Here is a 25,620-nt window from a genome sequence, read left to right on the forward strand (position 1 = left end):
CTCCGTTCCCGCAAGGGGGATTCGTTCATGGCACGCCGTCTGCGTCCGGTGGAAGCCGACTTCGTCGAGAACGCTCCACTACGTCTGGTCTTCGCACGGGTGGTGACCGCCCCTCCCGAGGCGGTCTTCCACTCGCTCGCCGAGGACGTGTCCGGCTGGAGCGAGTGGTTCTCGGCCGTGACGCTCGCCCGGCCGACCCAGGACGGCGCCGGGCGCGAGGTCCGGCTCAGGGGCGGCACGCGTTTCGAGGAGACGGTCCTGGTGGCCAGGGCCTCCGAGGTGTACGCGTACCGGGTGGACGTCACGAACGCGCCCGGAGCCCGGGCCCTGGTCGAGGAGTGGCGGCTCGCACCGGAGGGGACGGGCACACGGGTGCAGTGGACCTTCGCCGCCGACGGGAGCCCCCTCTTCCGGGCGGCCCTCACCATCGGTCGGGCCGGTCTGGGCCGCGCCTTCCGCGACGCGGTGACGGCGCTGGACCGACGACTGGCGTCGACGCCGGCCTGAAGCCGGGCCCGGGGGGGCTTTTGTCCGGTGCGGCGAGAGTGCGTGCCGGGCATCGCGACGCCGCGGAGATCCATCAGAAACCCCCTAGTCCGGCCACACCCCGGTCTCCAGCAGCGAGGTGATCGCCGCCGTGTACGGCGTGATGTCCAGGCCCTGCTCGGCCAGCCACGTGTCCGAGTAGTACTTGTCGAGATAGCGGTCCCCGGGGTCGCAGAGCAGCGTCACCACGCTTCCCGTACGCCCCTGGGCCACCATCTCGGCGACGATCTTCAGCGCGCTCCACAAGCCGGTGCCGGTGGAGCCGCCCGCCTTGCGGCCGATGGCCTGTTCCAGGGCGCGAACGGCGGCGACGCTCGCCGCGTCCGGCACCTTCATCATCCGGTCGATGGCGCCGGGTACGAAACTCGGCTCCATGCGCGGCCGGCCGATGCCCTCGATGCGCGAGCCGCAGTCGCAGGTGACGTCCGGATCGCCGGTGGTCCAGCCCTCGAAGAAACAGGAATTGTCCGGGTCGGCGACGCAGATGCGGGTGTCGTACTGCATGTAGTGGACGTAGCGCGCGAGGGTCGCGGAGGTGCCGCCGGTGCCGGCTGTGGCGACGATCCACGCGGGTTCCGGGAAACGCTCCAACTCCAGCTGGCGGAAGATGGATTCGGCGATGTTGTTGTTTCCGCGCCAGTCCGTGGCCCGTTCCGCGTAGGTGAACTGGTCCATGTAGTGGCCGCCCGTGTCGACCGCGAGGGCGGCGGACTCCTCGTACATCTTGCGCGAGTCGTCCACGAAGTGGCACTGCCCGCCGTGGAATTCGATCAGGCGGCACTTCTCGGCGCTCGTCGTGCGCGGCATGACCGCGATGAAGGGCACGCCGATCAGCCCCGCGAAGTACGCCTCGGAGACGGCCGTCGAGCCGCTGGACGCCTCGATGACGGGGCGGCCCGGCCGGATCCAGCCATTGCACAGCCCGTACAGGAAGAGGGAGCGGGCCAGGCGGTGCTTGAGGCTGCCGGTGGGGTGGGTCGACTCGTCCTTCAGGTACAGGTCGATGCCCCACTTCTCGGGCAGCGGGAAGCGCAGCAGATGCGTGTCGGCTGAGCGGTTGGCGTCGGCCTGGACCTTGCGGACGGCTTCTTTGAGCCAGGCCCGGTACTCCGCGTCGCTGTGGTCGACGTCGAGGGTTTCGCCGGTCCGGTTCTGTTGGGGAGTGCTCACGGCAGGGCTCCTTACGCATCACGCGGACGCCGGTTCACATGGTCGGATGCCTCGATCATAAACACCTTCCACACGCTTCTCACCTGCATAAACACACCTTTGAGCGGCTCAAAGGCAACCCTGGGGAACGGCTCGGCGAGGCGCCGGGGGCGCATCCGGGAGTGTGCTCCCACCGGGACCGCCACCTCGTCATGCGCACTGGTGCTCCTCGCCGCCTGCGTGCAGACTGCACGGCACGGGACATGTCCCGTGTCGACCAGACCGCGATCACGTGGGACGGCGGTCGGAACGGATGCACACTGGATCACGGACCACCGCGGGATCACGACGGGGCACAGCCGAAGCGCACAAGGGGGCGGGGCATCATGGCGGAGCCGGAGTTCACGGCCACGGGCGTGCGGATCGGAAAGAGGCTGCGCTCGCTCACCCGGGCCGGACAGGTCCGGATCAGCGACGGCAGGCTGCAATTGCTCACCAGTTACGGCAGCGAGATCGACAGCGCGCCGGTGCAGGCGGTGCGCGCGTCGAAGCCCTGGTTCGCCCACGAGGACCGGGCGTTGGCGGATGTCAACGGCACGCGTTACTCCCTCACCCTCGGCGAACACGACCCCGCGCCCGGCAAACCGGGGCCGCCCTCGGCGCGCCGGTTCATCGAGGCGGTGCGCAAGGCCGCGGGACGCGGCGCCTGAAGCCGTACGCAAGGCAGCGGGCGTACCGCCTGACGCCATTCGCCAGGCAGTCGGTCTCACCAGCTGAAGCCCGGACGCCGGGCAGCGGGGCGGAGCGGCCGAAGCCATACGCCACACGGCGAGGCGGTACGCGAACGGCGACAGCACGACCGCAGGGGCTGAAAATGCCGCGAGTTGCAGGACCGCACCCCCTGCGTCACGCTGGTCTCACGTCACTCTGGGTTTACCGGCGATAACGCTGCGAACCAGCCCGCCGGCCACGACAGCAGGCGGCCGTTCCACTCAGCCACTCTGCTGGATCCGATCTCCGTCTTCTTCCGGACCTCAATTCGGGGAGTCGCAGCCGTGATCAGCCAACCAAGCAGACATTGCACGGTGGAGCTCCAAGCCCTGCCGTCGCGGATCGGCCAGGTCCGCAGAATCGTCTCTGCGCAGTTGCGCTACTGGCATCTGGACCCCTTGATAGACCGGGCCGCGCTCGGCGTGACCGAGCTGCTGACCAACGTCCACCAGCACGCCCAGCCCGACAAGACGTGCACCGTGGAGATCGAGCTGCTGCTCGACCGGCTCACGGTGTCGGTGCACGACCACGACCCCCGCCTTCCCGAGATGCGGGACGTGGACCCCGCCTCCACCGGCGGACGCGGCCTCGCGATGGTCGCGGCGGTGAGCGAGAGCTGGGGCGTGCGCCCCGACGGCGAGTCGGGCAAGGTCGTGTGGTTCACGCTTCCGGCGCCGACGCCCGCGATGCCGGCGCCCGTCCTCCAGCCGTACGGCACGGCCCGCGAGACCACGCGCAGGCACACCGTCGACGGCCGCAGGCCGGAACACGCTCCCGCCCGGTCCGCCGTTGCCGGCTGACCGGGCGGTGACCCCCACCTCGTACGCCGCTCAAGGGCGCAGGGCGTACGTCTCTCGGTGGCTCACTCGGTGGCGATGGCGCGCAGCACATCCAGGCGTGCCGCCCGCCGTGCCGGGCGCAGTCCCGCGAGGGCCCCGGCCGCGAGGCCCACCAGCGCCACCACGACCAGCTGCGCGGGCGGCACCGCGAAGGCGAAGGCGCTGTCCGACGCACCGTCGGAGGCCTTGACGAGCACCCAGCCGAGGAAGGCGCCCAGGGCGAGCCCGCCCGCCGTGCCGAACGCGGCCACGAGGACCGACTCCCAGCGGACCATGGCGCGCAGCTGCGCCCGGGTCTGTCCGACGGCGCGCAGCAGACCGAGTTCACGGGTGCGCTCGTGGATCGCGAGCGTGAGCGTGTTGGCGATGCCGAGCAGGGCGATGAGCACCGCGAGGGCGAGCAGCGCATAAACCAGCGTCAGCATCATGTCGATGCCGCCGGCCGACGACTGCGCGTATGCGTCGCGGGTCTGCACCTCCGGGTTGCCGTACTGTTCCGCGACCTTCCGCACCGCGGCCTTGCCGTCCGCGGTGCTGACACCGTGCTTGAAGGAGACGGCGACGAGCGTGTCGGAGTCCTGGATGCGGTGAGGGGCCCAGGCGGCTCGGGTGATGACGTAGTCGCCCGCGAGTTCCGACTGACCGTAGACCGCGCGGACGGTGAAGCTCTCCTTCTTGCCGTCGGTGAAGGCGAGTCGGGCCGTGTCGCCGACCCTGAGGTGCTGCTTGTCGGCTTCCTTCCTGGTGATGGCGATGCCGTTGGTGCCGAGGTCGTCCAACGAGCCCTGCACGTCGCCGAGGTCGAAGACCTTGCCGAGGGTCACCGGGTCGGTGACCGTCAGCGCGCGTCCCTCGCCGTCGACTTCGGCGACGCCGCGGCCCAGGCCGACGGCGTTCTCGACGGACGGCTGCCGCGCGATCGCGGGGGCCAGCTTCGGGCTGAGCCCGCTGCCGCCGGCGCCGAACGACGGGGTGCTGACGGCGACGTCGCCCGCGAAGGACCGGGAGACCGTCTGGTCCATGGTGGCCTTGAGCGAGGCGCCGAAGACCGTGAACAGCGAGACGACCGCCACGCCGATCATCAGGGCGCTCGCGGTGGCGGCGGTCCGCTTCGGGCTGCGCAGCGCGTTGCGCCGGGCGAGTCCGCCCGTGACACCGCGCAGCCTGTCGAGAGGGCCGCCGAGGATGCGGACGGCTGTCGAGGACGCGACGGGCCCGAGGACCACGAAGGCGACGAGGGCGAGTACGGCGCCGAGCCCGGCGAGCCACAGGGACGGATTCGCCAGTACGCCGGTCAGGGTGGTGCCGACCGCCAGTGCGGCCAGGCCGCCGCCGACGATCGCACGCCCGCGCGAGGCCCCGGACTGGTCGACGGCCGTCTCGCGGAGCGCGGCCAGCGGTGCGGTACGTCCGGCGCGCACGGCGGGCAGCAGCGCGGAACCGAGGCAGACCACGACGCCGACCGCGAGCGGCAACAGCATGGACAGGCCGCTGATCACCAAGTCGCCCTCGGGGAACGGGAATCCGATGGCCGGGAAGAGCGCCTGCAGTCCTGCCGCGATGCCGATGCCGCCCGCGAGACCCGCGGCCGAGGCGGTCACGGCGACGGCGCTCGCTTCGACGAGGGTCGAGACGGTGACCTGGCGGCGGGAGGCGCCGAGTGCACGCAACAGGGCGTTCTCGCGGGTGCGTTGGGCGACGACGATCGCGAAGGTGTTGTGGATGGAGAAGGTCGCGACGAGCAGTGCGATGCCGGAGAACACGAGCAGGAAGGTCGTGAAGATGGTCAGGAACTGGCTGGAGATCATGTCGGTGTTCTCCTGGGCCGACTCCTGGCCGGTGACGGCCTCGACTCCCTTGGGCAGGACGGCAGTCAGATCGGAGACGAGCTGCTGCTGACCGACACCCGGGCCGGCCCGCACCCGGATGCTCGCGGCCTCGCCGGGCTTCGCGGTGAGGTACTTCTCGGCGTCGGCCTGCGTCATGCCGGTGAAGGTCACCTGCGCCATGCCGTCCTCGCCGCCGAAGGTCGCGAGGCCCACGATCGTCACCTTGACGGGGTCGGGCGTGCGCAGGATCGTCGTGTCGCCGATCTGCAGATCGCCCTTCTTGGCGGCGCCCTTGTTCACGACGACCTCGCCGGACTTCGACGGGGCGCGCCCTTCGGCGAGTCGGTACGCGTTGAGCTGGGGATCCTCGATCCAGTTGCCCGCGAGGGTGGGCGGGCCCTGGCCGCCGATGGGCTTGCCGCCCGAGCCGACGAGCTGGCCCGCGCCCTGGATGTCGGGCGCGGCGGCCGCGACGCCGGGGGTCCGCTCGATCGTCTTCACCAGGTCGGTGGAGACGGGCCGGCGCACCCCCTGGCTCTCGCCGGGCGTGGTGATGGTGTCGGCGCTGCGGACGACGGCGTCGGTGCCCTTCGTCGCATTGCCGAACATCGTGTCGAAGCCGGCTCGCAGCGTGTCGCCCATGACCAGTGTTCCGGCGAGGAAAGCGACGCCGAGGAGCACTGCCAGGAACGTACCGGCGAAGCGTCGTTTGTGGGCGCGCAGGGAGGAGACACTGATGCGAACCGAGGCGTTCATGACGGCGCCCCCTTGCCGTCGAAGGCCTTCATCCGGTCCAGGACCTTGTCGGCCGTCGGGGATTGCATCCGGTCCACGAGGCGTCCGTCGGCGAGGAAGACGACCTCGTCGGCGTGCGCGGCAGCCACCGGGTCGTGGGTGACCATGACGACCGTACGGTCCATTTGGCGCACCGCCCGGCCGAGGAGGTTCAGGACCTCCCCGCCGGAGCGGGAGTCGAGGTTGCCGGTGGGTTCGTCGGCGAAGACGACATCGGGCCGGCCGGCGAACGCCCGGGCCACGGCAACCCGTTGCTGCTGTCCGCCGGAGAGCTCGCTGGGGCGGTGGTGGAGCCGGTCGCGCAGGCCGACGACGTCGACGAGCGCGTCGATCCAGTCGCGTGAGCCCTTGGATCCGGCGAGGTCCATCGGCAGCGAGATGTTCTCCGCCACGGTCAGCGTCGGGACCAGGTTGAACGCCTGGAAGACGAAGCCGATGCGGTCGCGGCGCAGCAGCGTGAGGCGGCGGTCGTCGAGCGTGCCGAGTTCGGTGTCGCCGATGTACGCGGCTCCCGAGGTGAGTGTGTCCAGACCCGCCGCGCAGTGCATCAGGGTGGACTTGCCGGAGCCCGAGGGCCCCATGATCGCGGTGAAGCGACCGGCCGGAAAGCCGACGCTCACCCCGTCCAGGGCCCTCACGGCGGTGTCTCCGCTGCCGTACACCTTGACGGCGTCAGTGACACCCGCGGCATGACGCGTGGTGGTCGCGGTGGTCACGCCGCTCCCCCCTTGCCCATGCGCCCGAACTGCTCGTCCAGCACGGAGAGCCGGCGCCAGTACTCGTCCTCGTCGATCTCTCCGGAGGCGAAGCGGCGGCCCAGCACGGCGATCGGCGAGTCACCCGTCGGGCGGGTGTCGCCGTCGGGGCCAAAGCGGCCCATCGCACGCCACGGACCACGGCGGCCGCGCAGGCCGGTGCGGCGCAGCACGGTCACGACGCCGATCACGACGGCGGCCCAGATCAGCGGGAAGAACAGGATCCACGGGCCGGGTCCGCCGTCCCAGTTCGCCAGGGTCTGCATGGTGAGTCATCTCCTCGGTGGAATCTGTTGCGATGCTTCGAGATTGGCTCCGAGTGGGGGTCCGAGTCGTCGTACGGCCAGCGGCCGTGTGCGTACCTCCGTGGGAGTACGCGGGGCGTCCCGGGCTGCTCCTGGAAGACATCGACTTCTGTACCTACTGGTATGTACAGTTGGTCCATGAGCACTCCGGACCGACTGATCGAGTCCACCCGCGAGCTGTTGTGGGAGCGCGGTTACGTGGGCACCAGCCCCAAGGCGATCCAGCAGCACGCCGGCGCGGGACAGGGCAGCATGTACCACCACTTCAAGGGCAAGCCCGATCTGGCCCTCGCCGCGATCCGCCGCACCGCAGAGGAGCTGCGTGCTACTGCCGAGGGCGTACTGAGCGCACCCGGATCGCCGTACGAGCGCATCGAGGCGTATCTGCGCCGTGAGCGCGACGTGCTGCGCGGGTGCCCCGTCGGGCGGCTGACGATGGACCCGGACGTCATTGCGAGCGACGAACTGCGCGCGCCCGTCGACGAGACGCTCGCCTGGTTGCGTGAGCGCCTCGCCGGAATCGTCGAAGAGGGCAAGGAGCGGGGCGAGTTCGCGCCCGCGCTCGACGCGGAGGAGATCGCCGCGACGATCCTCGCGACCGTCCAGGGCGGTTATGTGCTGGCCCGCGCGTCCGGGTCACCCGCCGCCTTCGACACAGGAGTTCGCGGACTGCTCTCGCTGCTCACGTCGACACGTGTCCCGCCTGCACGAGCGTGACGAAGCCTGAGGAAGGACATCCCCATGCATGCCATGCAGTACGAGCTCACCTTCCCCGCCGACTACGACATGGACATCATCCGCGCGCGTGTCTCCCGGATCGGGCACCTGCTCGACGACTGGGACGGGCTCGGATTCAAGACGTTTCTGATGCGTGAGCGTGGGGTGGACGGTTCGCCGGTCAACCAGTACGCGCCGTTCTACCTGTGGAACACCGCGGAGGGCATGAACTCCTTCCTCTGGGGCGGTGCGTTCCAGGGGCTCGTCAGCGACTTCGGGCGCCCCGTGGTGCAGCACTGGACCGGTCTCGCGTACGAGGAGGGCGGCGCCGCCGGCTCGCCCGCCAAGGTCGCGGTGCGATGGCGGCGGCCCGTTCCCGAGGGAGTGGAGCTGTCCGAGGTGATGGAGGAGGCCGGGCGCGAGGCCGGGCGGCTGGCAGCGCTGGACGGAGCGGTCTGCGCGGCCGCCGCCGTCGATCCGCGGCACTGGGAGGTGGTGCACTTCTCGCTCTGGGACCACGACTCCCCCAAGGCTTCGGGTGAGGTCTTCCGGGTCCTGCACATGTCGGCGCCCGAACGCGACCGGTTGCCGCGAGGCCGACAGTGGTGAACACGGTTCGCACGGTCCTTGGGGACGTCCCGCCCGAGGAGCTGGGGGTGTGCGACGCGCACGACCACCTGTTCTTCGCCAGCCCCCAACTCCGCGGTCAGGAACTGCGCGACGCGTCCGCCGCGCGGGCCGAACTGGCCGCGTTCCGCGCGCAGGGGGGCACCGGTGTGGTGCAGTGGACGCCCTACGGCCTGGGCAGGCGCGCCGCGGACCTGCCGCCGCTCGCCCGCGACACCGGCGTCCACGTGATCGCCGCGACCGGACTCCACCAAGCGGCGCACTACACCCCGGAGTTGCTCACCGAGTTGCGCGGGAAGCTGGCCGAGGTGTTCGTGTCCGAGCTGACGGCGGGGATCGGCACGTCCGGGGTGCGCGCCGGACTGATCAAGGTCGCGGGCGGCTTCCATGCCCTGGACGCGCACGCCCGCTGGACGATGACCGCCGCCGCCGAGGCCCACCACGCCACCGGAGCGCCGATCGCCGTTCACCTGGAGCTGGGCACGGGCGCTCTCGACGTACTCGACCTGCTGTGCGGCGAGTTGGGCGTGCCCCCGCACCGGGTGGTCCTGGGCCACCTCAACCGCTCACCCGACTTCGTGGTGCAGCGCGAGGCCGCCGAGGCGGGCGCCCATCTCGCCTTCGACGGCCCCTCGCGCGCCCACCACGCCACCGATTGGCGCATGCCCGACGCCCTACGCGCCCTCGCCGACGCCGGTTTCGGTCACCGGCTGCTCCTCGGCGGCGACACGACGACCGCCGCCGCCCGCTCGGTCGACGGCGGCCCCGGGATGCCGTATCTGCTGCGCCGGGTGCGTCCCCGGCTCGAAACCGCCCTGGGCAAGGAGCTGGTGGACCGCATCCTCACCGAGAACCCCGGGCGCGCCTTCGCCGCCGAGTGGCGTTAGACCACCGACACGTCCGCGGAGTGACGGATTGGAGCTCGGTCATCCGCTCTTCGACCGCGGTCCGCGGGGGGTGTCGCCGACGGCCGAGGGCCACCGATTCCGTGAAGAGGCCGACCAGGCAATCGAGTTGAGGCGTTCCTACCGCGAGGAGCGCCCCGCCCCGGCAACGCGCGAACCGTTCCCGATCGGGTTGTGCGTGTGCCGAACCGACCTGCGGCGACCGCTCGTCGCGGCGCTCTGGAGTCTGACCAGTTCCTGACCCTCAGACCTCGGCCAGGGCCGCCGGCGGGTCGTCGAGCACCGGCTGCCACGCCAACTCGGCCGCGCCCACCAGGCTGTTGTGGTCCAGTGTGCAGGCGAGGATCGGTACGCCGCCGCTCTGCCCCCACAGGCTGCGGTCGGCGACCACGGCACGCAGCCGGTCCGGGTCGGCGTCGAGCAAGGTGCGGTGCAGCCCGCCGAGGATGATCCGGTCCGGGTTGAGGATGTTGACGAGGCCGGCGAGTCCCAGGCCCAGCCGGTCGATGAGCGCCTCGGTGGCCATGCGGACGCCCGGGTCGGCGTACTGACCGCGGATCAGGTCGTTGGCCTGCTGGAGCAGCGACACCTCGGGGCCGGGGGCGCGGCCGGCCGCGGTGAGGAAGGCCAGCGGATCGGCCTCGACGTCGAGACAGCCGCGGCTGCCGCAGTAGCAGGGGCGGCCCTCCGGGTTGACGGTGAGGTGGCCGACCTCGAGGGCGAGCCCCGAACTGCCGGTGTGCAGCCGCCCGTCGAGCACGAGCGCGCCACCGACGCCCCGGTGCCCCGTGGCCACGCAGAGCAGGTCGCGGGAGCCGCGGCCCGCGCCGTGGCGGTGCTCGGCGAGAGCGGCGAGGTTCACGTCGTTGGCCGCGAACGCGGGTCCCTGGATGCCGGCCGCGCGCACCCGCTCGGCGAAGATCTGGCGGACGGGGGCGCCCGCGGGCCAGGCCAGGTGCAGCGGGTTGAGCGCGAGCCCCTCGGGTTCGGCGACGGCGGACGGCACGGCGAGTCCGGCGCCCACGCAACGCCGCCCGGTCTCGCGGAGCAGTTCGGCGCCGGCCTCGACGACCGAGCCGAGCACCTTGGCCGGATCGGCGTCGACGGTCTCGCAGCCGGGCGCGGTCGCGACGATCCGGCCGCCGAGGCCGACCAGCGCGGCGCGGAACCCGTCGGCGTGCACCTGCGCGGCGAGCACGACAGGCCCGTCCTCGGCGACCTCGAGGCGGTGCGAGGGGCGCCCCTGGGAACCGGCGGCGGCCCCAGGTCGCGCGTCGACCCGGATCAGCCCCAGCGCCTCCAGCTCCGCGGCCACCGCGCCCGCCGTCGCCCGGGTGACCCCCAGTTCGGCGGTGAGCACGGCCCGCGTCGGCGCACGCCCGGTGTGCACGAGCTCCAGCGCCGGACCGAGCGCGCCGCGCCCCCGGTCCAGCCGCGTCCGCGTGTTCCCTTCCCCCGCCGCCCGGGGGCCCGCCTTGCCGTTCATGAGGGCGAGTCTCCCATGATCCGCTCATCCGGTGGCCCATGCGGTGGCCCAGCGCCTGATGCGCCGCACGGGCGCTGGAAGCCGCTCACCCGCAGCGTGACGTTGAGCCGGCCGGTGAGCCCCAACTCCGGCGGTGCCGTTCCCGCGTACACCCGCGGCACCCCGTGATACGCGAGCCGCGACGCCCCGCCGAACACGAAGAGATCCCCGCTGCGCAGCTCGACATCCGTGTACGGCCGCGCGCGGGTCTGCGTGTTCCCGAACCGGAAGAGACAGCTGTCACCGAGGCTCAGCGACACCACCGGCGCGTCCGACTTCTCGTCGCTGTCTCGGTGCATACCCATGCGGGCGTCGGCATCGTAGAAGTTGATCAGCGCGATGTCGTACGCCGCTGTCGCCGCCCGGGCTCCCAGGGCGTCCGTGACCGCGCGTCGGCCGAGATCGTCCAGCCATCGCGGAAAGGGTTTCACGGGGGCGCCGTCACCGTCGGCGACCGTGCGGGCGTACCGGTACGGGTACCAGTGCCAGCCCAGGCAGACCTGCCGGGAGGTCATCGTGCCGCCGCCGGGGGTGCGCACCGTGCGCAGTCCGGCCGGTGGGCGGGCCCAGACGCGGCAGGCTTCCAGGAGCTCCCGCTGGCGGTCGGCGTCCAGCCAGTCGGGGACATGCACCGCGTCAGGCGCGATCTCCGTCCGGCTCCGGGGGAACAGCTCCGCGTCCGTCGACATGGTTCCATCCTCGCGCACCCGCCCCGACCGGGTCTGAGCTGCGGCTCGGTCGAGCGGCAGCGGAGCATGCGGGCGGCGTGGGGGCGTGTCCTGCCCTCCCCCGGGTCGCATAGCCTTGACCCACGATGAACGACCGGATGAGCACACCCTGGGGCGAGTACGCGCTCGCCCGCTTCCCCGAGGACCCGCGCGAGCAGCTGCGTGCCTGGGACGCCGCCGACACCTATCTGCTGCGGCACCTCGCGGAGAGCGGAACTCCCCTGACCGGATCGGTCGTGATCCTCGGCGACCGCTGGGGCGCGCTCGCCACGGCGCTGTCGGCGCACCGGCCGACGCAGATCACCGACTCCTTCCTGGCGCACGAGGCGACTCGGGCGAACCTGGCACGGGCCGGTGCCGAGGAGGCCGCCGTACAGCTCCTCACCACGCAGGACACCCCTCCCGCGCGCATCGACGTACTGCTCGTGCGGGTGCCGAAGAGCCTCGCCCTGCTGGAGGACCAGCTGCACCGGGTGGCGCCCGGTGTGCACGAGGGGACGGTCGTCGTCGGCACCGGAATGGTCAAGGAGATCCACACCTCCACGCTGAAGCTCTTCGAGCGGATCCTCGGCCCGACCCGCACCTCGCTGGCCGAGAAGAAGGCGCGGCTCATCTTCTGCACCCCGTTCCCGGGCATCGCGCGGGACACCAACCCGTGGCCGTACAGCTACCAGCTCCCCGACGGCGTCGGTCCGGTCTCCGGCCGGACCGTCGTGAATCACGCGGGCGTCTTCTGCGCCGACCGTCTCGACATCGGCACCCGATTCTTCCTCCAGCACCTTCCGCGCAGCCGCGGTTCCGAGCGGGTCGTGGACCTGGGCTGCGGAAACGGGGTCGTCGGTACGGCCGTCGCGCTGGCCAATCCCGAGGCCGAGGTGCTGTTCGTCGACGAGTCGTACCAGGCCGTGGCCTCGGCGGAGGCGACGTACCGGGCGAACGCCGACGGGAGCGCGGAGTTCCGCGTGAGTGACGGGCTGGCGGGCATCCCCGCCGGAAGCGTCGACCTCGTCCTCAACAACCCGCCGTTCCACTCGCACCAGGCGACGACGGACACGACGGCCTGGCGGATGTTCTCGGGGGCACGGCGCGCGCTGCGGCCTGGTGGCGAGCTGTGGGTGATCGGCAATCGCCACCTCGGCTATCACCTGAAGTTGCGCCGTCTCTTCGGCAACAGTGAACTCGTCGCCGGTGACGCGAAGTTCGTGATCCTCAGAGCCGTCAAGAAGTAGCGCCGCGCAGTACGCGCGGTGGGGCTCCGAGTTCGCGGCGGCACGCCTTGTTGAAGGCCTGCAGGTCGGGGATGCCGACCGAGGCGGCCACGGCCGGGATGGAGAGCGTCGAGGCGCGCAGCAGGTGGTGGGCGCGCTCCAGTCTGCGGCGGCGGATGTAGGCCACGACCGTGGTGCCCGTCTCGGTGCGGAAGAGCCGCGTGAGGTGGTTGTGGGAGACCCCCGCGGCGCGGGCGATCTCGGGGATGGCGAGCGGGGCGGCCAGGTGGGCCTCGATGTGGGCGATCGCCGTGCCGACCGCGGGGTGAGGGCCCGGTCCCGTGACGGCGGAGGGTGTCAGATGGGCGATGCGCCACAGAGCGGTCCAGATCTCCGCCCGGGTCCGTTCGGGCGCGCCGGGAGCCGCCACGATCGCATGGAGCAACAGGTCGGAGAGGGCGGGGAGTTCGGGCCCCGCGTCCTGCATGACGGGGACCGTGCGGGGCGGGCCGACCGGGGCGATGCGCAGGTGGGCGTAGAGGTGTTCGGAACGGCCTTGATAGCGGTAGCGGACCGTGGTGCCGGGCGGTACGAGGCTCACCCGGCCGGGACGGATGAGGTGCGCCGTACCGTCGACGGTCAGTTCGGCGTCGTACTGGTAGAGGTGAAGCTGCCACAGCTCCGGCAGCCGGAAGACATCCGTGGGGCTCGCGACGCCGTGCACACCGACGCCGACGTTGACGACGGCGGGTGGCTCGCCCAGGTGCAGCTCGGTCTCCCGCATGGTGAAAAACTACCAGCAGTGATGAGTGAGGCCAACGCGCCGACCTGGGGCGCCGCCCTACGTTGGGACCCATGACCCACACATGGGAGCACACAACCGGCGGCCCGCTGTCGAGTTCGGTGCGGATGGCTCGCTTCGTGGCCCACGGCTCACTGCGGCTGGACGCCGTGGTGCCGCCGGAGATGAACGCCGAGGGGATGCAGGTGCTGCGCCGGGGCCTGCCCGATGTGCCGTACGGGAGCCCTGTGCCGGACGCCTACCCCAAGGGGTCCTTCGCCCGCCGGCTCCTCGAACTTCCGGTGGTGGCAGGGGCGTTGCGCAGTCTCGTCGGGCCCGACCCCACCGTCGACCATCACGCCGTCCACATCCGCGAGCCCCGTGAGGGACAGGCCCAGCCGCTGCACGGTGACGCGATCATCGATGTGCGCACCGACGCCTTCGACGTCCAGTTGATGTACTACCCGCAGGACGTCACCCTCGACATGGGCGGCACCTTGAGCGTGCCCGGCAGTCATCTGCGGCGCACCAACGAGTCGGACACCGGGCGCTACCAGAATCTGCGCGGGCAGAGCCGACTGGTCTGCCCGGCCGGCACCGTGGTGTTTCTGCACCATGGGCTGTGGCACGGCGGCCGGCGCAACGACAGCGACACGGTCCGCTACATGTTCAAGATCCGCTTCAATCCGACGGTGCGGCAGCGACGGCTGTGGGACACCTCGGACCTCGCGGACCCTCGGGTCGCCGAGGAACTGGCCACCACTTTCCCTTGGTACGAGCCCGCCACCGGCCGCCTCGAGATCTACAACCGCGTCCTGATGTGGCGCGCGCTCACCGGGGACGACACCTTCGACCTGGACCACTGGGTGACCCGGGTCTCCAACCGCCCTCAGGGGGAGGCCGCATGACCATCCGTCAGCAGGTCCTGGTTCTCTACCTCGCCACCTCCGCCCTGGACTCGGACGTGGTGGGCTGGTCGGCCTACGACGGCACCGGCCGCACCTCCCCCACGACCGGGGACGGTGACGAACCCCCGTACAGGTCCGGCGTGCACGCCCTGGAGGACGGCTGGCGGCTGTTCCAGGCGGCGCAGCTCATCCCGCCGTATCCAGGGCGCGAGTACGACGTGTCGTTCCTCAAGCACGAGTTCTTCTTCGAGAGGCTGGTCGAGACCGAGACCGGATCCGGGGCGGGGGAGCTGAGGCGGGGCCGCCTGAGGTCAGCCCCGTAGTACGCCGATGAGCCGTGCCACCGCCCGGGCCATCGCCTCCCGCCCCACGCTGAGGTACTTCCGGGAGTCCACCGCCTCGGGGTGGGCGGCGAGGAACTCCCGGATGGCGCCGGTCATCGCGATGTTCAGCGCGGTGCCGACGTTGACCTTGGCGATGCCGCCCGCGACGGCGGCGGCCAGCTCGTCGTCCGGCACTCCCGAGGAGCCGTGCAGGACGAGCGGCACGCCCAGCGTCGCCGTCAATCGCTTGAGGAGGTCGTGGTCGAGGGTGGCGGTGCGCGTGGTCATCGCGTGCGAGCTGCCGATCGCGACGGCCAGGGCGTCCACGCCGGAGTCGGCCACGAAGGCGCGGGCCTCGGCGGGGTCGGTGCGGGCGCCGGGGGCGTGCGCGTCGAGCGGCGGCTCGGCGGGCCTCCCCCGCCCGCCCGGCCCCGCCTTTCCGCCGACTTCTCCCAACTCGGCCTCGATCCACAGGCCTTGGGCGTGTGCCCAGTCGGCGGCAGCGCGGGTGGCGGCGAGGTTCGCCTCGTACGGCAGCCGCGCCGCGTCGTACATGACGGAGCTGAACCCGGCGCCGGGCGCCTGCCTCAGCAGATCGTCGCTCTGGACGTGGTCGAGGTGCAACGCGACGGGCACCGAGGCGCGTTCGGCCGCCGCGGTCGCGGCGCGGGCGAGCGGAAGCAGCCGTCCGTAGCGGAACTTCACCGCGTTCTCGCTGACTTGGAGAACGACGGGAGCGTCGACGGACTCGGCTCCCGCGATGACGGCCTCGACGTGTTCGAGGGTGATGATGTTGAACGCGGCGACGGCGGTCCGCGCCTCGGCGGCCGCGACGACAAGGTCACCGGTTGCTGCGAGGGGCACAACTCCTCCTTCTCGGTGGGTGGTCGAGCCAGGTCAGTGGACCGTCGGGCGGAGGATCACCGAGCGGGTGAGGTGGCGCGGCTGGTCGGGGTTCAGCCCGCGGGCCGCGGCGACGGCGACCGCCAGTCGCTGGGCGCGGACGAGTTCGGCGAGCGGGTCGAGCGCGCCGGCCACCCACAACCCGCCGGTCTCCCGCACCTGTTCGGCCAGCCCTTCGGGCGCCTCGCCGAACATCCAGGTGGCGGTGGACCGAGTGGTGATGCTGATGGGACCGTGCCGGTATTCCATCGCCGGGTACGCCTCCGTCCAGGCGAGCGAGGCCTCGCGCATCTTGAGCCCGGCCTCATGGGCCAGCCCTACGGTCCAGCCGCGGCCGAGGAAGGTGAACTGCGTGCAGTCGACCAACCCCTCGGGCAGCGGAGTCTCCAGGGCGGTGCGCGCGTCGGCCACGACGGCGTCGGTGTGCAGACCGAGGTGGGCCCTGAGCAGCGTGAGCGCGGTGGTCGCGAACCGCGTCTGCACCACGGAGCGCTCGTCGGCGAAGTCGAGCACGACGATGTCGTCCGCGGACTCCATCACGGGGGTCTCGGGGTCGGCGGTGATGGCGGTCGTACGCGTACGTCCCCGAAGGTGCCCGAGGAGTTCGAGTACCTCGGTGGTGGTGCCGGAGCGGGTGAGAGCGACGACGCGGTCGTACGAGCGGCCGTGCGGGAACTCCGACGCGGCGAAGGCGTCCGTCTCGCCCTGCCCGGACCGCTCGCGCAGCGCGGCCACGGCCTGCGCCATGAAGAACGAGGTGCCGCACCCCACGATCGCGACCCGCTCTCCTGCCGCGGGCAGCGCGGCTCCGTGCGCGGCGGCCTGCTGGGCGGCGCGGCTCCAGCACTCGGGCTGACTGTTCAGCTCGTTCTCGACATGCGTCATGCCGTACCCCTCCCAGCGATGCTTGTTCCTGCAAGATATAGCGAGCTTTCGAACATAATCAAGCATTCCGGTGAGAGCGGGGTGCGCTAAGGTCACGGAAGATCGAGGAATGGAGTGTGCGGATGTCGCGGGACGCCCGCTGGAAGGCGCTGCTGGAACTGCTGGTGGAGCGGGGCCGGTTGGATGTCGAGGACGCCGCTGCCCAGCTAGAGGTGTCGGCCGCGACGATCCGGCGCGACTTCGACCAGCTCGCCGAGCAGCAGATGCTCGTGCGCACCCGAGGTGGCGCGGTCGTCCACGGCGTCTCCTACGAACTGCCTCTGCGTTACAAGACCGCCCGCCACGCCTCCGAGAAGCAGCGCATCGCGAAGGCGGTGGCCGACCTCATCGCCCCGGGCGAGGCGGTGGGCCTGACGGGCGGCACCACGACCACCGAGGTGGCCCGCGCCCTGGCCGTACGCCCCGATCTGGCATCCGGCTCCCCCGCGCTGACCGTCGTCACGAACGCGCTGAACATCGCCAACGAACTTGCCGTGCGCCCCCAGTTCAAGATCGTGGTGACGGGTGGGGTCGCGCGCCCGCAGTCGTACGAACTCATCGGTCCGCTCGCGGACGGCGTACTCGGCCAGATCACCATCGACGTCGCCGTGCTCGGCGTGGTCGCCTTCGACGCCACGCATGGCGCGGCCGCCCACGACGAGGCCGAGGCCGCGATCAATCGCCTCTTGTGCGAGCGCGCCGAGCGCGTGATCGTCGCCGCCGACTCCAGCAAGCTGGGACAGCGCGCCTTCGCCCGGATCTGCGCGGCGGAGTCGGTGGACACGCTGGTCACAGACGCGGCGGTGGGGCCGGAGACGGTGCGGCGATTCGAGGAGGCGGGGGTGAGCGTTGTCGCCGTGTGAGGGCTGACAACTCGGTTCACAGCCGAACCGCTGGGTACCGCGAACACGCTTGAAGGGCGACAACTCGGTTCACAGCCGAGCTGCTGGGCACCGCGAACACGCTTGAAGGGCGATGACTGGGTTCACAGCCGCGTCGCCTGTGCCTCGGCCGACAACGGCCCTTACGGCTGAGCGCCCGCCCGGACCGTCGGCCCGCGCCTGCCGAGGCGTCGCCGACCCACCCCCCGGCCGGGCCCAGCGGACAACTGCGGACCCGCCACACGCCCGCGGACACCACCTCTCGCCATAGGAATCATGAGAAAATGTGCGAAATCGGCAGCGAGGTGGCGGCACCATGGCGGACGCGGGGATCGACTACGCGGCGGTGTTCCGGACCCTGCCCAGCATGGTGGCGCTGCTGACCCCCCAACTCGTCTACGCGGACGCCAACGAGGAATTCCTCCATATGTCCGGGCGCACACGGGAGCAGCTGATCGGCCGCTACCTGTTCGACGTCTTCCCGGACAACCCGAACGACGCCACCGCGACGGGCATGCGCGACCTCGCGGCCTCCCTGCTCCGGGTCGCGGCCACCGGCGAACGCGACGCGATGGCCCTGCAGCGGTACGACGTCGAATCCGTCGAGCAGCCCGGGCAGTGGGAGGAACGCTTCTGGAGCCCCATCAACGCGCCCGTGCACGGCCCGGACGGGAAGGTGGTGCTGCTGGTGCACCGCGTCGAGGACGTCACCGAACTGATCCGGGCCCGCGGCGGACCGAGCGGGAGCTGGGCCCGTGTGCTGGAGGCCGAGCTGTACACGCGCGCCCGCGAACTGCAGGAGGTCAACGAACGTCTGCGCCAGTCCCACGCCCGCGAGCGCGAGGTGGCGCTGGCCCTGCAGAAGGCGATGCTGCCGGCACCTCGTCAGCTGGGACACCACCGGGCCGCCGTGCGCTACCGACCCGCGGTCGGCTCACTGAACGTGTGCGGGGACTGGTACGACATGGTCGACCTGGTGGGCGGCGGCAACCGCATCGGCGTGGCCGTGGGCGACGTGGTCGGCCACGGGCTGGAGGCCGCCGGCGTCATGGGCCAGCTGCGCAGCGCGCTCACCGCCGCCTCCCGAGTCGCCGACGGCCCGGCACAGGCCCTGGACGTCCTGGGACGTTATGCCCATGTGGTCGACGGCGCCGAATCGGCCACCGCGGTCACGACCTTCATCGACTTCGACCACCACACCCTCACGTACAGCAGCGCAGGCCACCCTCCGCCCGCGCTGGTCCACGCCGACGGTCGCGTGGAGTTCCTCGACCAGGCCACCGACCCTCCGCTCGACGCCCACCCCGACCCGATCCCGAGGCCACAGGCCGACACCACGTTCACCGACGGCGCCGCCGTCGTGCTGTACACCGACGGCCTGATCGAACGGCGCGGCGAGGACATCGACACCGGACTCGACCGCCTCGCCACTTCCCTGGTCCGCCACAAGGACGCCGACCCCGAGACCCTCGCGGACGCCGTCCTCCACGAGCTGCTCCCGCCGGGGGGCGCCACCGACGACACGGCGCTGATCATCGTGCGGTTGTGACCCATACGCGGCGTGGGCGTTGCCGACGCCGACCGGGCGTAACCGACGCCGCATGGACGTAGCCGACGTCGAATGGACGCATGCCGGGCTGCTACGCCATGCGGGCGATCGACCGGGACATTCAGTAATCGCGTGATGACGTCAAGGCATCCTGCCTGTTGAGTGGTGTCGACCTCCCTGCCGACTACGGCAATCAGCCGCCCCGGCTACTGCTTCGGCCCGGCGCCTCCCGCCCGCCGCAACGGCATCGCGTCTCCGTCCCGACAGAACAGGAGCCCGGCATGCTCGTCACCCACCTTGCTCTGGTGTCCGAGACCGACCAGATCACCCCGTCCCAGCTCACCCGGGTCGCGGCCGCACTGCAGAAACAGGCCACCCGGGACTTCGACCCGATCTGGAAGGTCCCCGCCACCGTTGACGGCTTCGACAGGCTCAAGGACGTTCCGGTCGGCTACTGGCCCATGATCGTCCGTGACGACATCCAGCAGTCCGGAGCAGCCGGCGTCCACCTCGACAACAACGGCCAGCCGTTCTCATTGATCGAGTACAGCGACAGCTGGTCGCTGACGGCCAGTCACGAAATGCTGGAAATGCTCGGCGACCCCGGCGGCAATCGGCTGGTCGCGGGCCAGTCCCCCAAACCGGGCCAGGGCGTGGTGGAGTTCCTGGTGGAAGTCGCGGACCCCTCGGAGGCGCCGGAGAACGGCTACACCATCAACGGCCTGCTGATGTCGGACTTCTTCACCCCGCACTTCTACGACCCGGTCGCCGCCCCCGGTGTGCGCTACAGCTTCACCGGCAAACTGGACGGCCCCCGGAAGATCCTGCCCGGCGGCTACATCAGCTGGCACGACCCGGTCACCGACCACTGGTGGCAGCAGATCTGGTTCGACACCGACCAGCCCCGCTTCCGTGACCTGGGCCGTCTGACGGCCCGCGCGGGCAGCCTGCGCGCGGCCATCGACTCCCGCACAGGGACGATCAGGCGCATCGCCACCAGCGGCCCGGAGTCCGATCGTTTCGCCGCCGCCCGCACCCTGACCGCCGCGGCGAAGGAGTCCACCACGTCCCGCGCCGACGCGTGGCGCATCCAGATCGACGAATTGCAGGCCGGCCCTGTCATCGAAGGCGCCTGGGAAGGCGGCGAGCACGACAATGAGTAGGACGAGCCCACTGGGACCGCCCGGGAAGGAGGTGCGCTGTGGCAGACGAGAAGAAGGACAGCGAGGACCGCGCCGACCACCTGCATGCGGTGATCGATCGCCTCACGGCCGGACCGGCGACGGAATCGGCTGCCGTTACCCCCAAGGGGCCCGGTGGCATGAGTCTGCGTGAGGCCATCCACCGCCGGATGCACGAACTCGATGCCTCCGAAGGCGATTCCCCGCCCACGGAGCAGACGGTGAAGCCCGACGTCGAAACGTCCTGAGCCCCGTGACCGCACCGGCGCCCGCCGTCTCGAGGCCGTGCCGACGACACACCGGTCACGGACGCGGCGGTGCGGTAACTGTCGGGTGCCCCAGGACCGATGGGTGGCCGGGCACGACACGGGTGTCGTGCCCCGCCACCCGCGCCTTCGCCCGCGATCAACTCTTGCGATGTCGGCTGCACCGGAGTTCTTCGGCGTGGTGGCGCCCCGTCGGAAGAGCTACTGAGCCCGCCTCGAGCGTGGTGATCGCCCGACGCGTGAATCACCACCCGCCTGGGCAGCGGTCCGGCGGCCGGGGCGTCTCAGGCCCGGCCGGTCACGAACCAGTCGAGTGCCGAGGTGAGTTCCGCCGGCTTCTCCACCGGCAGTTCGTGGCCGGCGTCCACGATCCGCACCACGGCGTCCGGGTAGGCCTTCGCCATGCGCAGCATCTGCGAGACGGGCAGCTGGATGTCGTGGTACCCGTGCACCAGCAGGGTGGGCGTGCGGATCTCGCCGACCCGGTCCAGGACGTCGAAGGCCCGCATGGCGCCGTAGAGCGTCATGACCACCTCCCGCGGTGTGTCCGCGGAGGCCCGCACATACTCCCGGATCTCCTCGCGCGGGTAGCCGGGTGCGAAGGCCCGCTGGATGTTGGTGGCGACGAACAGCTTGAACGGCACCAGCGTGGACGCCCCCATCAGCAGACCCCGCCCCCGGCTGTAGGTCATGCGGCTGATCGAGTTCACCAGCGCCATGCGCTCCACCCGCTCGGGGTGGGAGAGGGCGATGGTCTGCGAGATCATCCCGCCCATCGAGTGACCGACCAGGACGAACCGCTCGACCTTCAGGTGGTCGAGGAGGGCGAGGACATCCCTCGCCAGCTCCTCGATCGTGCGCACCCCCGCCCCGCTGCTCTCGCCGTGTCCGCGCAGGTCGAGGCGTATCACCCGGCGCTTCGGGGAGAAGTGGGCCAGCTGGTGGTCCCAGCGATGCCGGTTGGCGGTCCAGCCGTGGATGAACACCAAGGGGACACCGTCGCCGTCGCGGGGGCCCTCGTCGTCGTACGTCAGTGCTGCGCCGTCGACTTCGAGCTGCGGCATGGGGCGCCTCCTGCGGTGCGGTCCGGTTACTGACGGGTACGGTAGCCGCCCGCCCGGGCAGCCGTCACCGTCGTTCGCCGAGGAATTCGAGGATGTGCCCGAATACGTCGAGGGCCGCGCCCCGGCCGAGGAACGTGTCGAGGTGGCCGTAGCCGGGAATCTGGGTGTACTCGACGTCCAATTGGGGCTGCCGGTGGGCGAGTACCTCGTGGCAGAGCTTCTGCGAGTCCAGCCACAGGCCGTTCTCGCTGCCCGCGAGCAGCAGGACGGGGGTGTCGATACGGGCGGCCGCGTCCAGGGCGTTGGGCGGCAGTGCCCGGTAGCGGTGGTCGGTGTCGTGCCAGCGGACCACGCTGCGGGCCAGTTCGATGCGGCGCAGATGCGGCAGGATCCACAGCGGCGCGGGGCCCAGCAGCTCCGCGAGCCGGTTGTGGGTGGTCCGGGACAGGTGCTCGTGCACGAACAGCGAGGCGCCCGTGCCCCACGCCGAGTTGTGCAGTATCTGGCAGGTCGGATCGGGGCAGCTCGCCTTCCGGGAAGCCAGCGCGAACAGCGGTGTGTACTTGGACCAGAGACCCACGTTGCGGAAGTCGACCGGGATGTGGTCGATCCGGGTCTTCAACAGCTCCCCGGCCACCGACATCCGCAGCGACGTACGGCCGGCGAGTTTCGGCGTCAGGAACACGCCCTGGGACACCACGCCCGCGAGGCCCGGCACCAGCCCCGCCGTCATGCTCAGCGAGAGGGTGAGGGAGCCGATGCAGTGGGCGACGACGAACAGCGGCCGGTCTCCGATGCGCCCGCGGATGTGGGCGACGGCTTCGGGGATGTCGTACAGGGCGACGTCGTCGTACGTGTACTTCTGGCCGGTTTCGTTGTACGGCAACCGGCAGCTGCCCCGCCAGTCGAGCAGCCACGGCTCGTAGCCGTCGTCGAGCAGGACGTCGACCAGGTTGCGGGTCTCCGGCAGCAAGAACATGTCGGCGGAGGCGGTGTGTCCGTGCAGGAGCAGCACGGCGGGCCGGTCCGTCTCGCCGCTGTCGACTCGGGTGAGGCCGAGCCGGACGCCGTCGCTCGCCCGAAAGGGGATCTCCTCGACGGCCGCCGGGTCGAGGCGGTGGTGGAGCGGGCGCAGGGCGGTGGTGGTCCTGACCCTGCGGAGAGCCGGCCTGGTCCGGGAAGTGGTGGTCGTCCTGAAGATCATCGGTTGTGCTCCGTGAGGGTGGGGGTGCGGCGCAGGTCGAGCAGGTCCGCGGCGGCCCGGGTGAAGGGGCCGAGCAGGCCCCGGCCCATCTCCAGGCCGAACCAGGCGAGCCAGGTGAGCTTGGCGGCCCGCTTCTCCTGGCCGGTCAGGCGCGGATCGACCCTGATGCCGTCGATCTGGTCGCGTACGTAGCTGTCGGCGGGCACCACGACCTCGCCCGCCAGGGTTGCCGGTTCGCCCTCACGGCCGATCTCCACGGTCAGGGCGCGGGTCTGCCGCCACACGTCGCGGCGGGCCCGGGCGTACTTGCGGCCCTCCAGCCACCAGAACCCGCCGTCGGCATCGCGCAACCTCAGCCGGTAGCGGAGAAGTTGATGCCGCAGACCGTGCTGCTGCGGGATGCCCTCCTCGGGGCGGATCCAGACGTCGCCGCGCTCCACGACCAGGGGTTCGGGGTGCACCGCCGCGCACATCAGCTCCCCGCTGACGTCCACCCGGCGCTCCTTCACCAACTGGTACATGCTCGCGATGGAGAGGGTGAGCGCCATCGAGCAGGGGGTGTCGGCGGGGGCGCCGACCGGGCCGACGCCTCCCTCGGTCGTCTCCGAGAACCACAGGTAGGGCTGGTCGTCCTTGTGCGGCAGCCTGGCCAGGCCGTCCTGGGCGAGCCGCTCGAAGGTCTTCAGCTGGGCCTGGGCGTCGTAGCGGGCCGCCGGCCGGAGCCCGAGGGCCTCGACGAGGGCGGCCGTGCGGTCGGCGTCGGCCGCCGGGCCCTTGAGCGTCGCCTCGCACAGCTTGAGGGCGGTAGGGCTCTGCAACACCCGGGTCAGGAAGGCGAGTTCGGGCACCGGCTTGGCCTCCAGACGGGCCAGAGTGTCGGTGCGCCACTCGTCCCAGTCCTGTACGCGTACGTGCATGCCGCCGAACGCCATGTCCCGTACGACGTCGTCGAGGGTGTTGGGCACACCGGTCAGGTTGTAGTCGTTGCCCCAGGCGTCGGGCTCGCAGATGACGCCGACCGCCACCCGGCTCACCCAGTCCACCGGGGCCGCGTTCAGGTGGCGGAAGGCGGGCACGGTGCGGAAGCGGCCGAAGGCGGAGATGAGACCGCTGCTGAGGTCCTGAGGGTTGTAGGCGCCGGTCTTGGTGTGACCGCCGATGCCGCCCGGACGCATCGCCGTGACGATCAGACCGTGGTCACGGGCCCGGCGGAGTGCGACTTCGGCGGCCCACTTCGTCTGGTCGTACCCGGCTATGAGGCGATCGACGTGGGCGAGCGGGTCGTCCTCTCCCATCGAGCTGATGCCGACCTCGTTGAAGACCGCGATGGAGGAGATGTGGTGCAGCGGCTTGGGCCGGCCGGTCGCGGCGAGTTCCGCGAGGGTCAGTGAGCCGATGACGTTGCTCTGCCGCAACGACTGGTAGCCGCGCAGGAAGTCCACGGCCGCCGCCACGCCGACGACGCTGTCCAACTCGTGGGCGAGCGTGTGCCACAGGTCATCGGACAGGCCGAGGCGCGGGCGCCGGATGTCGCCGGGGAGCACGGTCACCCGGCGGCGGATCTCCGACGACCAGGGCAGCTGGTAGCTCTTCAGCGCCTCACCGAGCCGGGCGATTGCCGCCTCCTCGTCGGCCGCGCGGACCAGGCAGTAGACATGGGCATCGCTGTGCCGCAGCAGATCGAGAAGCATGTGGCTGCCGAGGAAGCCGGTCGCACCGGTCAGCAGGATCCGACGCGGCGGCAGCGGCTCGGGCGAGGCCGTCCAGGGCAGCCGGTCGGCGAGGGCGAGGTCGGCCAGGATCTGGTCGAGGTCCTCGCGGCGGGCGGTGGCGTACGGGGTGTCGCCGCTGCCGGGCCGGAGAGTGGCCGCCACCGAGGGTGGGGTCCTCCGGGGGGACGGGATCGGAAGGGTGCTCGGGGCGGACAGGGGGAGGGTGCCCGGGGCCGGCGAGGCGCCGGTCGCGGTGGCCGCGCGGACCGAAGTGGGCCCGGCCGTCGGGGTTTCCGGCACGACGTGCGGCGCCGGAGTTCCCGACCCGGCCGTGGCCCAGGTCGCCGGGAGCGCGGGAGTTGCCGATGTACCCGTGTCCGACGGGGCGGCCGTGCCCCCGGTGGTCGAGAGCCAACGCTGGGCGAGGCTGCGCGGTCGGGCATCGGCGAAGACGTCGTCCAGGCCGATCTCCATGCCCAGCGCACGTTCCAGCTCCGCGACCAGTTCCACGGCGCCGACGGACGAGCCCCCGGCGTCGAAGAAGTCGGTGTCGGGCGACAAGTGCCCGTCGGGCAGAAAGGGACCCGCCGCGGCGGCGATGGCCGCGGCGAGGCCGTCCACGTCCTGGGGCACGGCGGTACCGACAACCGAGTCCGGCGGGCTGCCGGTCGGCCGGGGTGCGCTGAAGTCCGCATGGATGCCCGTCGGTTGGGATGGGGAGGGGCCCATGGTGATGGCAGGCGACACGGGCGAGGGGGAGTCCGTGGCGACGCCGGTCGACACGGGCGAGTCAGCGTCCGTGAAGACCCCGGCCGCCTCCAGCGAGTCAGCATCCATGACGACACCACCCGACTCCGGCGAGGCACCGTCCGCGACGACAGCCGACCGCGGTCCGGCACCGTCCGGGACGACACCACCCGACCCCACCGAGGCACCGTCCGGGACGACACCACCCGACCCCACCGAGGCACCGTCCGGGACGGCACCGGCCGACCGCGGCGCGGCGGAGTCCGCCCCGCTGCCCGTCGGCCCTGCCGAGGCCGCCGACCTGACCCTGGCCAGCAGGGCGTCCACGCCGAGTGCGGCGCCGCCCCGCTCGATGGACTCGGCGGTCGCCCGCTGTCCGTCGGCGTACGCCGACGCGTCCTCGTTCACATCACGCATGAGAGCCCTTCACGTTGTGCCTCGTCCTCTCGCTCACTGCTGCCGACGGCCGAAGCCGGCC

At 71.4% G+C, this 25,620-nt stretch carries 25 protein-coding genes; 13 read left to right on the forward strand and 12 right to left on the reverse strand.

The features are described from left to right. Positions 1–27 precede the first annotated feature (27 nt). Positions 28–507 carry an SRPBCC family protein gene (locus tag IEY95_RS01810; protein WP_189184011.1) on the forward strand — a complete coding sequence of 160 codons (480 nt, stop codon included), beginning with the start codon at positions 28–30 and terminating at the stop codon, positions 505–507. An 84-nt stretch (positions 508–591) separates the two neighbouring features. Here the strand turns inward: IEY95_RS01810 and IEY95_RS01815 are convergent, their stop codons facing one another. After that, the gene (locus IEY95_RS01815; protein ID WP_189184012.1) at positions 592–1,716 is read right to left on the reverse strand and encodes a PLP-dependent cysteine synthase family protein; all 1,125 of its coding nucleotides are present in this window, start codon (positions 1,714–1,716) and stop codon (positions 592–594) included. A 365-nt stretch (positions 1,717–2,081) separates the two neighbouring features. Between IEY95_RS01815 and IEY95_RS01820 the strand changes: the two genes are divergently transcribed. Both IEY95_RS01820 and IEY95_RS01825 read left to right on the forward strand, forming a co-directional pair. Further along, positions 2,082–2,405, forward strand: a complete 324-nt coding sequence (locus IEY95_RS01820; RefSeq protein WP_189184013.1) for a hypothetical protein — start codon at positions 2,082–2,084, stop codon at positions 2,403–2,405. Positions 2,406–2,750: 345 nt separating this feature from the next. Beyond that, the gene (locus IEY95_RS01825) at positions 2,751–3,266 is read left to right on the forward strand and encodes an ATP-binding protein (protein ID WP_189184014.1); all 516 of its coding nucleotides are present in this window, start codon (positions 2,751–2,753) and stop codon (positions 3,264–3,266) included. Between the two features lie 62 nt (positions 3,267–3,328). Here the strand turns inward: IEY95_RS01825 and IEY95_RS01830 are convergent, their stop codons facing one another. Genes IEY95_RS01830 through IEY95_RS01840 form a run of 3 tightly spaced genes read right to left on the reverse strand, consistent with a single transcriptional unit; the run spans position 3,329 to position 6,950 of the window. Next, complete coding sequence (locus IEY95_RS01830; RefSeq protein WP_189184015.1) at positions 3,329–5,890, reverse strand: ABC transporter permease; 2,562 nt, start codon at positions 5,888–5,890, stop codon at positions 3,329–3,331. Continuing rightward, positions 5,887–6,645, reverse strand: coding sequence for an ABC transporter ATP-binding protein (locus IEY95_RS01835; RefSeq protein ID WP_189184016.1), 759 nt, complete (start codon positions 6,643–6,645; stop codon positions 5,887–5,889). Before IEY95_RS01835 ends, IEY95_RS01830 begins: the two co-directional genes overlap by 4 nt. Further along, entirely contained in the window at positions 6,642–6,950 is a 309-nt protein-coding gene (locus IEY95_RS01840; protein WP_189184017.1) for an SHOCT domain-containing protein, read from the reverse strand. The genes IEY95_RS01835 and IEY95_RS01840 overlap by 4 nt, the downstream gene beginning before the upstream one ends. Positions 6,951–7,112: 162 nt before the next feature. Here IEY95_RS01840 and IEY95_RS01845 point away from each other — a divergent pair, with 162 nt between their 5' ends. From IEY95_RS01845 to IEY95_RS01855, 3 genes are read left to right on the forward strand one after another with little or no spacing between them, the layout of a single operon-like run. Further along, positions 7,113–7,706, forward strand: a complete 594-nt coding sequence (locus tag IEY95_RS01845) for a TetR/AcrR family transcriptional regulator (protein WP_189184018.1) — start codon at positions 7,113–7,115, stop codon at positions 7,704–7,706. 24 nt (positions 7,707–7,730) lie between these two features. Next, a complete protein-coding gene (locus IEY95_RS01850; RefSeq protein ID WP_189184019.1) occupies positions 7,731–8,315 on the forward strand; it encodes a DUF4865 family protein in 585 nt (194 codons plus the stop codon). Beyond that, entirely contained in the window at positions 8,312–9,220 is a 909-nt protein-coding gene (locus tag IEY95_RS01855) for a phosphotriesterase family protein (RefSeq protein WP_189184020.1), read from the forward strand. The genes IEY95_RS01850 and IEY95_RS01855 overlap by 4 nt, the downstream gene beginning before the upstream one ends. Before the next feature lie 262 nt (positions 9,221–9,482). On the opposite strand, the gene IEY95_RS01860 is transcribed toward IEY95_RS01855, so the two are convergent. Continuing rightward, positions 9,483–10,724: an ROK family protein gene (locus IEY95_RS01860; RefSeq protein ID WP_189184021.1), complete on the reverse strand. Its 1,242-nt coding sequence runs from the start codon at positions 10,722–10,724 to the stop codon at positions 9,483–9,485. Then, positions 10,721–11,452: an alpha-ketoglutarate-dependent dioxygenase AlkB family protein gene (locus tag IEY95_RS01865; protein WP_189184022.1), complete on the reverse strand. Its 732-nt coding sequence runs from the start codon at positions 11,450–11,452 to the stop codon at positions 10,721–10,723. The genes IEY95_RS01860 and IEY95_RS01865 overlap by 4 nt, the downstream gene beginning before the upstream one ends. Before the next feature lie 125 nt (positions 11,453–11,577). Here IEY95_RS01865 and IEY95_RS01870 point away from each other — a divergent pair, with 125 nt between their 5' ends. Then, positions 11,578–12,720, forward strand: a complete 1,143-nt coding sequence (locus IEY95_RS01870) for a methyltransferase (protein ID WP_189184023.1) — start codon at positions 11,578–11,580, stop codon at positions 12,718–12,720. On the opposite strand, the gene IEY95_RS01875 is transcribed toward IEY95_RS01870, so the two are convergent. After that, entirely contained in the window at positions 12,710–13,483 is a 774-nt protein-coding gene (locus IEY95_RS01875) for an AraC family transcriptional regulator (RefSeq protein WP_189184024.1), read from the reverse strand. The two genes, IEY95_RS01870 and IEY95_RS01875, sit on opposite strands and share 11 nt — an antisense overlap. 71 nt (positions 13,484–13,554) lie before the next feature. Here IEY95_RS01875 and IEY95_RS01880 point away from each other — a divergent pair, with 71 nt between their 5' ends. Continuing rightward, on the forward strand, positions 13,555–14,388 hold the full coding sequence (locus tag IEY95_RS01880) for a phytanoyl-CoA dioxygenase family protein (protein ID WP_189184025.1): 834 nt from the start codon (positions 13,555–13,557) through the stop codon (positions 14,386–14,388). Further along, positions 14,385–14,711 (forward strand): hypothetical protein, encoded by a 327-nt coding sequence (locus IEY95_RS01885; protein WP_189184026.1) that lies wholly within the window; start codon positions 14,385–14,387, stop codon positions 14,709–14,711. Before IEY95_RS01880 ends, IEY95_RS01885 begins: the two co-directional genes overlap by 4 nt. On the opposite strand, the gene IEY95_RS01890 is transcribed toward IEY95_RS01885, so the two are convergent. Next, on the reverse strand, positions 14,700–15,575 hold the full coding sequence (locus IEY95_RS01890; protein ID WP_189184027.1) for a class II fructose-bisphosphate aldolase: 876 nt from the start codon (positions 15,573–15,575) through the stop codon (positions 14,700–14,702). The two genes, IEY95_RS01885 and IEY95_RS01890, sit on opposite strands and share 12 nt — an antisense overlap. Before the next feature lie 33 nt (positions 15,576–15,608). After that, positions 15,609–16,499: an SIS domain-containing protein gene (locus tag IEY95_RS01895; RefSeq protein ID WP_189184028.1), complete on the reverse strand. Its 891-nt coding sequence runs from the start codon at positions 16,497–16,499 to the stop codon at positions 15,609–15,611. A gap of 122 nt (positions 16,500–16,621) precedes the next feature. On the opposite strand from IEY95_RS01895, the gene IEY95_RS01900 reads away from it, so the two are divergent. The 4 genes from IEY95_RS01900 (at position 16,622) to IEY95_RS01915 (ending at position 20,397) form a co-directional block, all read left to right on the forward strand. Then, on the forward strand, positions 16,622–17,401 hold the full coding sequence (locus tag IEY95_RS01900; RefSeq protein WP_189184029.1) for a DeoR/GlpR family DNA-binding transcription regulator: 780 nt from the start codon (positions 16,622–16,624) through the stop codon (positions 17,399–17,401). A gap of 334 nt (positions 17,402–17,735) precedes the next feature. Continuing rightward, the gene (locus IEY95_RS01905; protein ID WP_189184030.1) at positions 17,736–18,968 is read left to right on the forward strand and encodes a PP2C family protein-serine/threonine phosphatase; all 1,233 of its coding nucleotides are present in this window, start codon (positions 17,736–17,738) and stop codon (positions 18,966–18,968) included. Between the two features lie 281 nt (positions 18,969–19,249). Next, positions 19,250–20,131: a hypothetical protein gene (locus IEY95_RS01910; protein WP_189184031.1), complete on the forward strand. Its 882-nt coding sequence runs from the start codon at positions 19,250–19,252 to the stop codon at positions 20,129–20,131. 38 nt (positions 20,132–20,169) lie between these two features. Beyond that, complete coding sequence (locus IEY95_RS01915; RefSeq protein ID WP_189184032.1) at positions 20,170–20,397, forward strand: hypothetical protein; 228 nt, start codon at positions 20,170–20,172, stop codon at positions 20,395–20,397. A gap of 302 nt (positions 20,398–20,699) precedes the next feature. Here IEY95_RS01915 and IEY95_RS01920 read toward each other — a convergent pair whose 3' ends face one another. The 3 genes from IEY95_RS01920 to IEY95_RS01930 all read right to left on the reverse strand — a co-directional run bounded on the left by IEY95_RS01920 (position 20,700) and on the right by IEY95_RS01930 (position 25,559). Beyond that, entirely contained in the window at positions 20,700–21,479 is a 780-nt protein-coding gene (locus IEY95_RS01920; RefSeq protein WP_189184033.1) for an alpha/beta fold hydrolase, read from the reverse strand. 64 nt (positions 21,480–21,543) lie between these two features. Next, the gene (locus tag IEY95_RS01925; protein ID WP_189184034.1) at positions 21,544–22,683 is read right to left on the reverse strand and encodes an alpha/beta hydrolase; all 1,140 of its coding nucleotides are present in this window, start codon (positions 22,681–22,683) and stop codon (positions 21,544–21,546) included. Then, on the reverse strand, positions 22,680–25,559 hold the full coding sequence (locus tag IEY95_RS01930) for a thioester reductase domain-containing protein (RefSeq protein ID WP_229702509.1): 2,880 nt from the start codon (positions 25,557–25,559) through the stop codon (positions 22,680–22,682). Before IEY95_RS01930 ends, IEY95_RS01925 begins: the two co-directional genes overlap by 4 nt. Between the last annotated feature and the right edge of the window lie 61 nt (positions 25,560–25,620).

The organism is Streptomyces albiflavescens, from assembly GCF_014645835.1.
GTDB classification, from domain to species: Bacteria; Actinomycetota; Actinomycetes; order Streptomycetales; family Streptomycetaceae; genus Streptomyces; species Streptomyces albiflavescens.

What these genes read in the sequence shown, in the direction of transcription:
- IEY95_RS01920 (WP_189184033.1), bottom strand. Translation starts at nt 21,479, where the DNA reads ATGCCGCAGCTCGAAGTCGACGGCGCAGCACTGACGTACGACGACGAG.
- IEY95_RS01820 (WP_189184013.1), top strand. Translation starts at nt 2,082, where the DNA reads ATGGCGGAGCCGGAGTTCACGGCCACGGGCGTGCGGATCGGAAAGAGG.
- IEY95_RS01880 (WP_189184025.1), top strand. Translation starts at nt 13,555, where the DNA reads ATGACCCACACATGGGAGCACACAACCGGCGGCCCGCTGTCGAGTTCG.
- IEY95_RS01910 (WP_189184031.1), top strand. Translation starts at nt 19,250, where the DNA reads ATGCTCGTCACCCACCTTGCTCTGGTGTCCGAGACCGACCAGATCACC.
- IEY95_RS01830 (WP_189184015.1), bottom strand. Translation starts at nt 5,890, where the DNA reads ATGAACGCCTCGGTTCGCATCAGTGTCTCCTCCCTGCGCGCCCACAAA.
- IEY95_RS01870 (WP_189184023.1), top strand. Translation starts at nt 11,578, where the DNA reads ATGAACGACCGGATGAGCACACCCTGGGGCGAGTACGCGCTCGCCCGC.
- IEY95_RS01840 (WP_189184017.1), bottom strand. Translation starts at nt 6,950, where the DNA reads ATGCAGACCCTGGCGAACTGGGACGGCGGACCCGGCCCGTGGATCCTG.
- IEY95_RS01925 (WP_189184034.1), bottom strand. Translation starts at nt 22,683, where the DNA reads ATGATCTTCAGGACGACCACCACTTCCCGGACCAGGCCGGCTCTCCGC.
- IEY95_RS01900 (WP_189184029.1), top strand. Translation starts at nt 16,622, where the DNA reads ATGTCGCGGGACGCCCGCTGGAAGGCGCTGCTGGAACTGCTGGTGGAG.
- IEY95_RS01875 (WP_189184024.1), bottom strand. Translation starts at nt 13,483, where the DNA reads ATGCGGGAGACCGAGCTGCACCTGGGCGAGCCACCCGCCGTCGTCAAC.
- IEY95_RS01895 (WP_189184028.1), bottom strand. Translation starts at nt 16,499, where the DNA reads ATGACGCATGTCGAGAACGAGCTGAACAGTCAGCCCGAGTGCTGGAGC.
- IEY95_RS01865 (WP_189184022.1), bottom strand. Translation starts at nt 11,452, where the DNA reads ATGTCGACGGACGCGGAGCTGTTCCCCCGGAGCCGGACGGAGATCGCG.
- IEY95_RS01930 (WP_229702509.1), bottom strand. Translation starts at nt 25,559, where the DNA reads ATGCGTGATGTGAACGAGGACGCGTCGGCGTACGCCGACGGACAGCGG.
- IEY95_RS01885 (WP_189184026.1), top strand. Translation starts at nt 14,385, where the DNA reads ATGACCATCCGTCAGCAGGTCCTGGTTCTCTACCTCGCCACCTCCGCC.
- IEY95_RS01905 (WP_189184030.1), top strand. Translation starts at nt 17,736, where the DNA reads ATGGCGGACGCGGGGATCGACTACGCGGCGGTGTTCCGGACCCTGCCC.
- IEY95_RS01810 (WP_189184011.1), top strand. Translation starts at nt 28, where the DNA reads ATGGCACGCCGTCTGCGTCCGGTGGAAGCCGACTTCGTCGAGAACGCT.
- IEY95_RS01860 (WP_189184021.1), bottom strand. Translation starts at nt 10,724, where the DNA reads ATGAACGGCAAGGCGGGCCCCCGGGCGGCGGGGGAAGGGAACACGCGG.
- IEY95_RS01845 (WP_189184018.1), top strand. Translation starts at nt 7,113, where the DNA reads ATGTACAGTTGGTCCATGAGCACTCCGGACCGACTGATCGAGTCCACC.
- IEY95_RS01850 (WP_189184019.1), top strand. Translation starts at nt 7,731, where the DNA reads ATGCATGCCATGCAGTACGAGCTCACCTTCCCCGCCGACTACGACATG.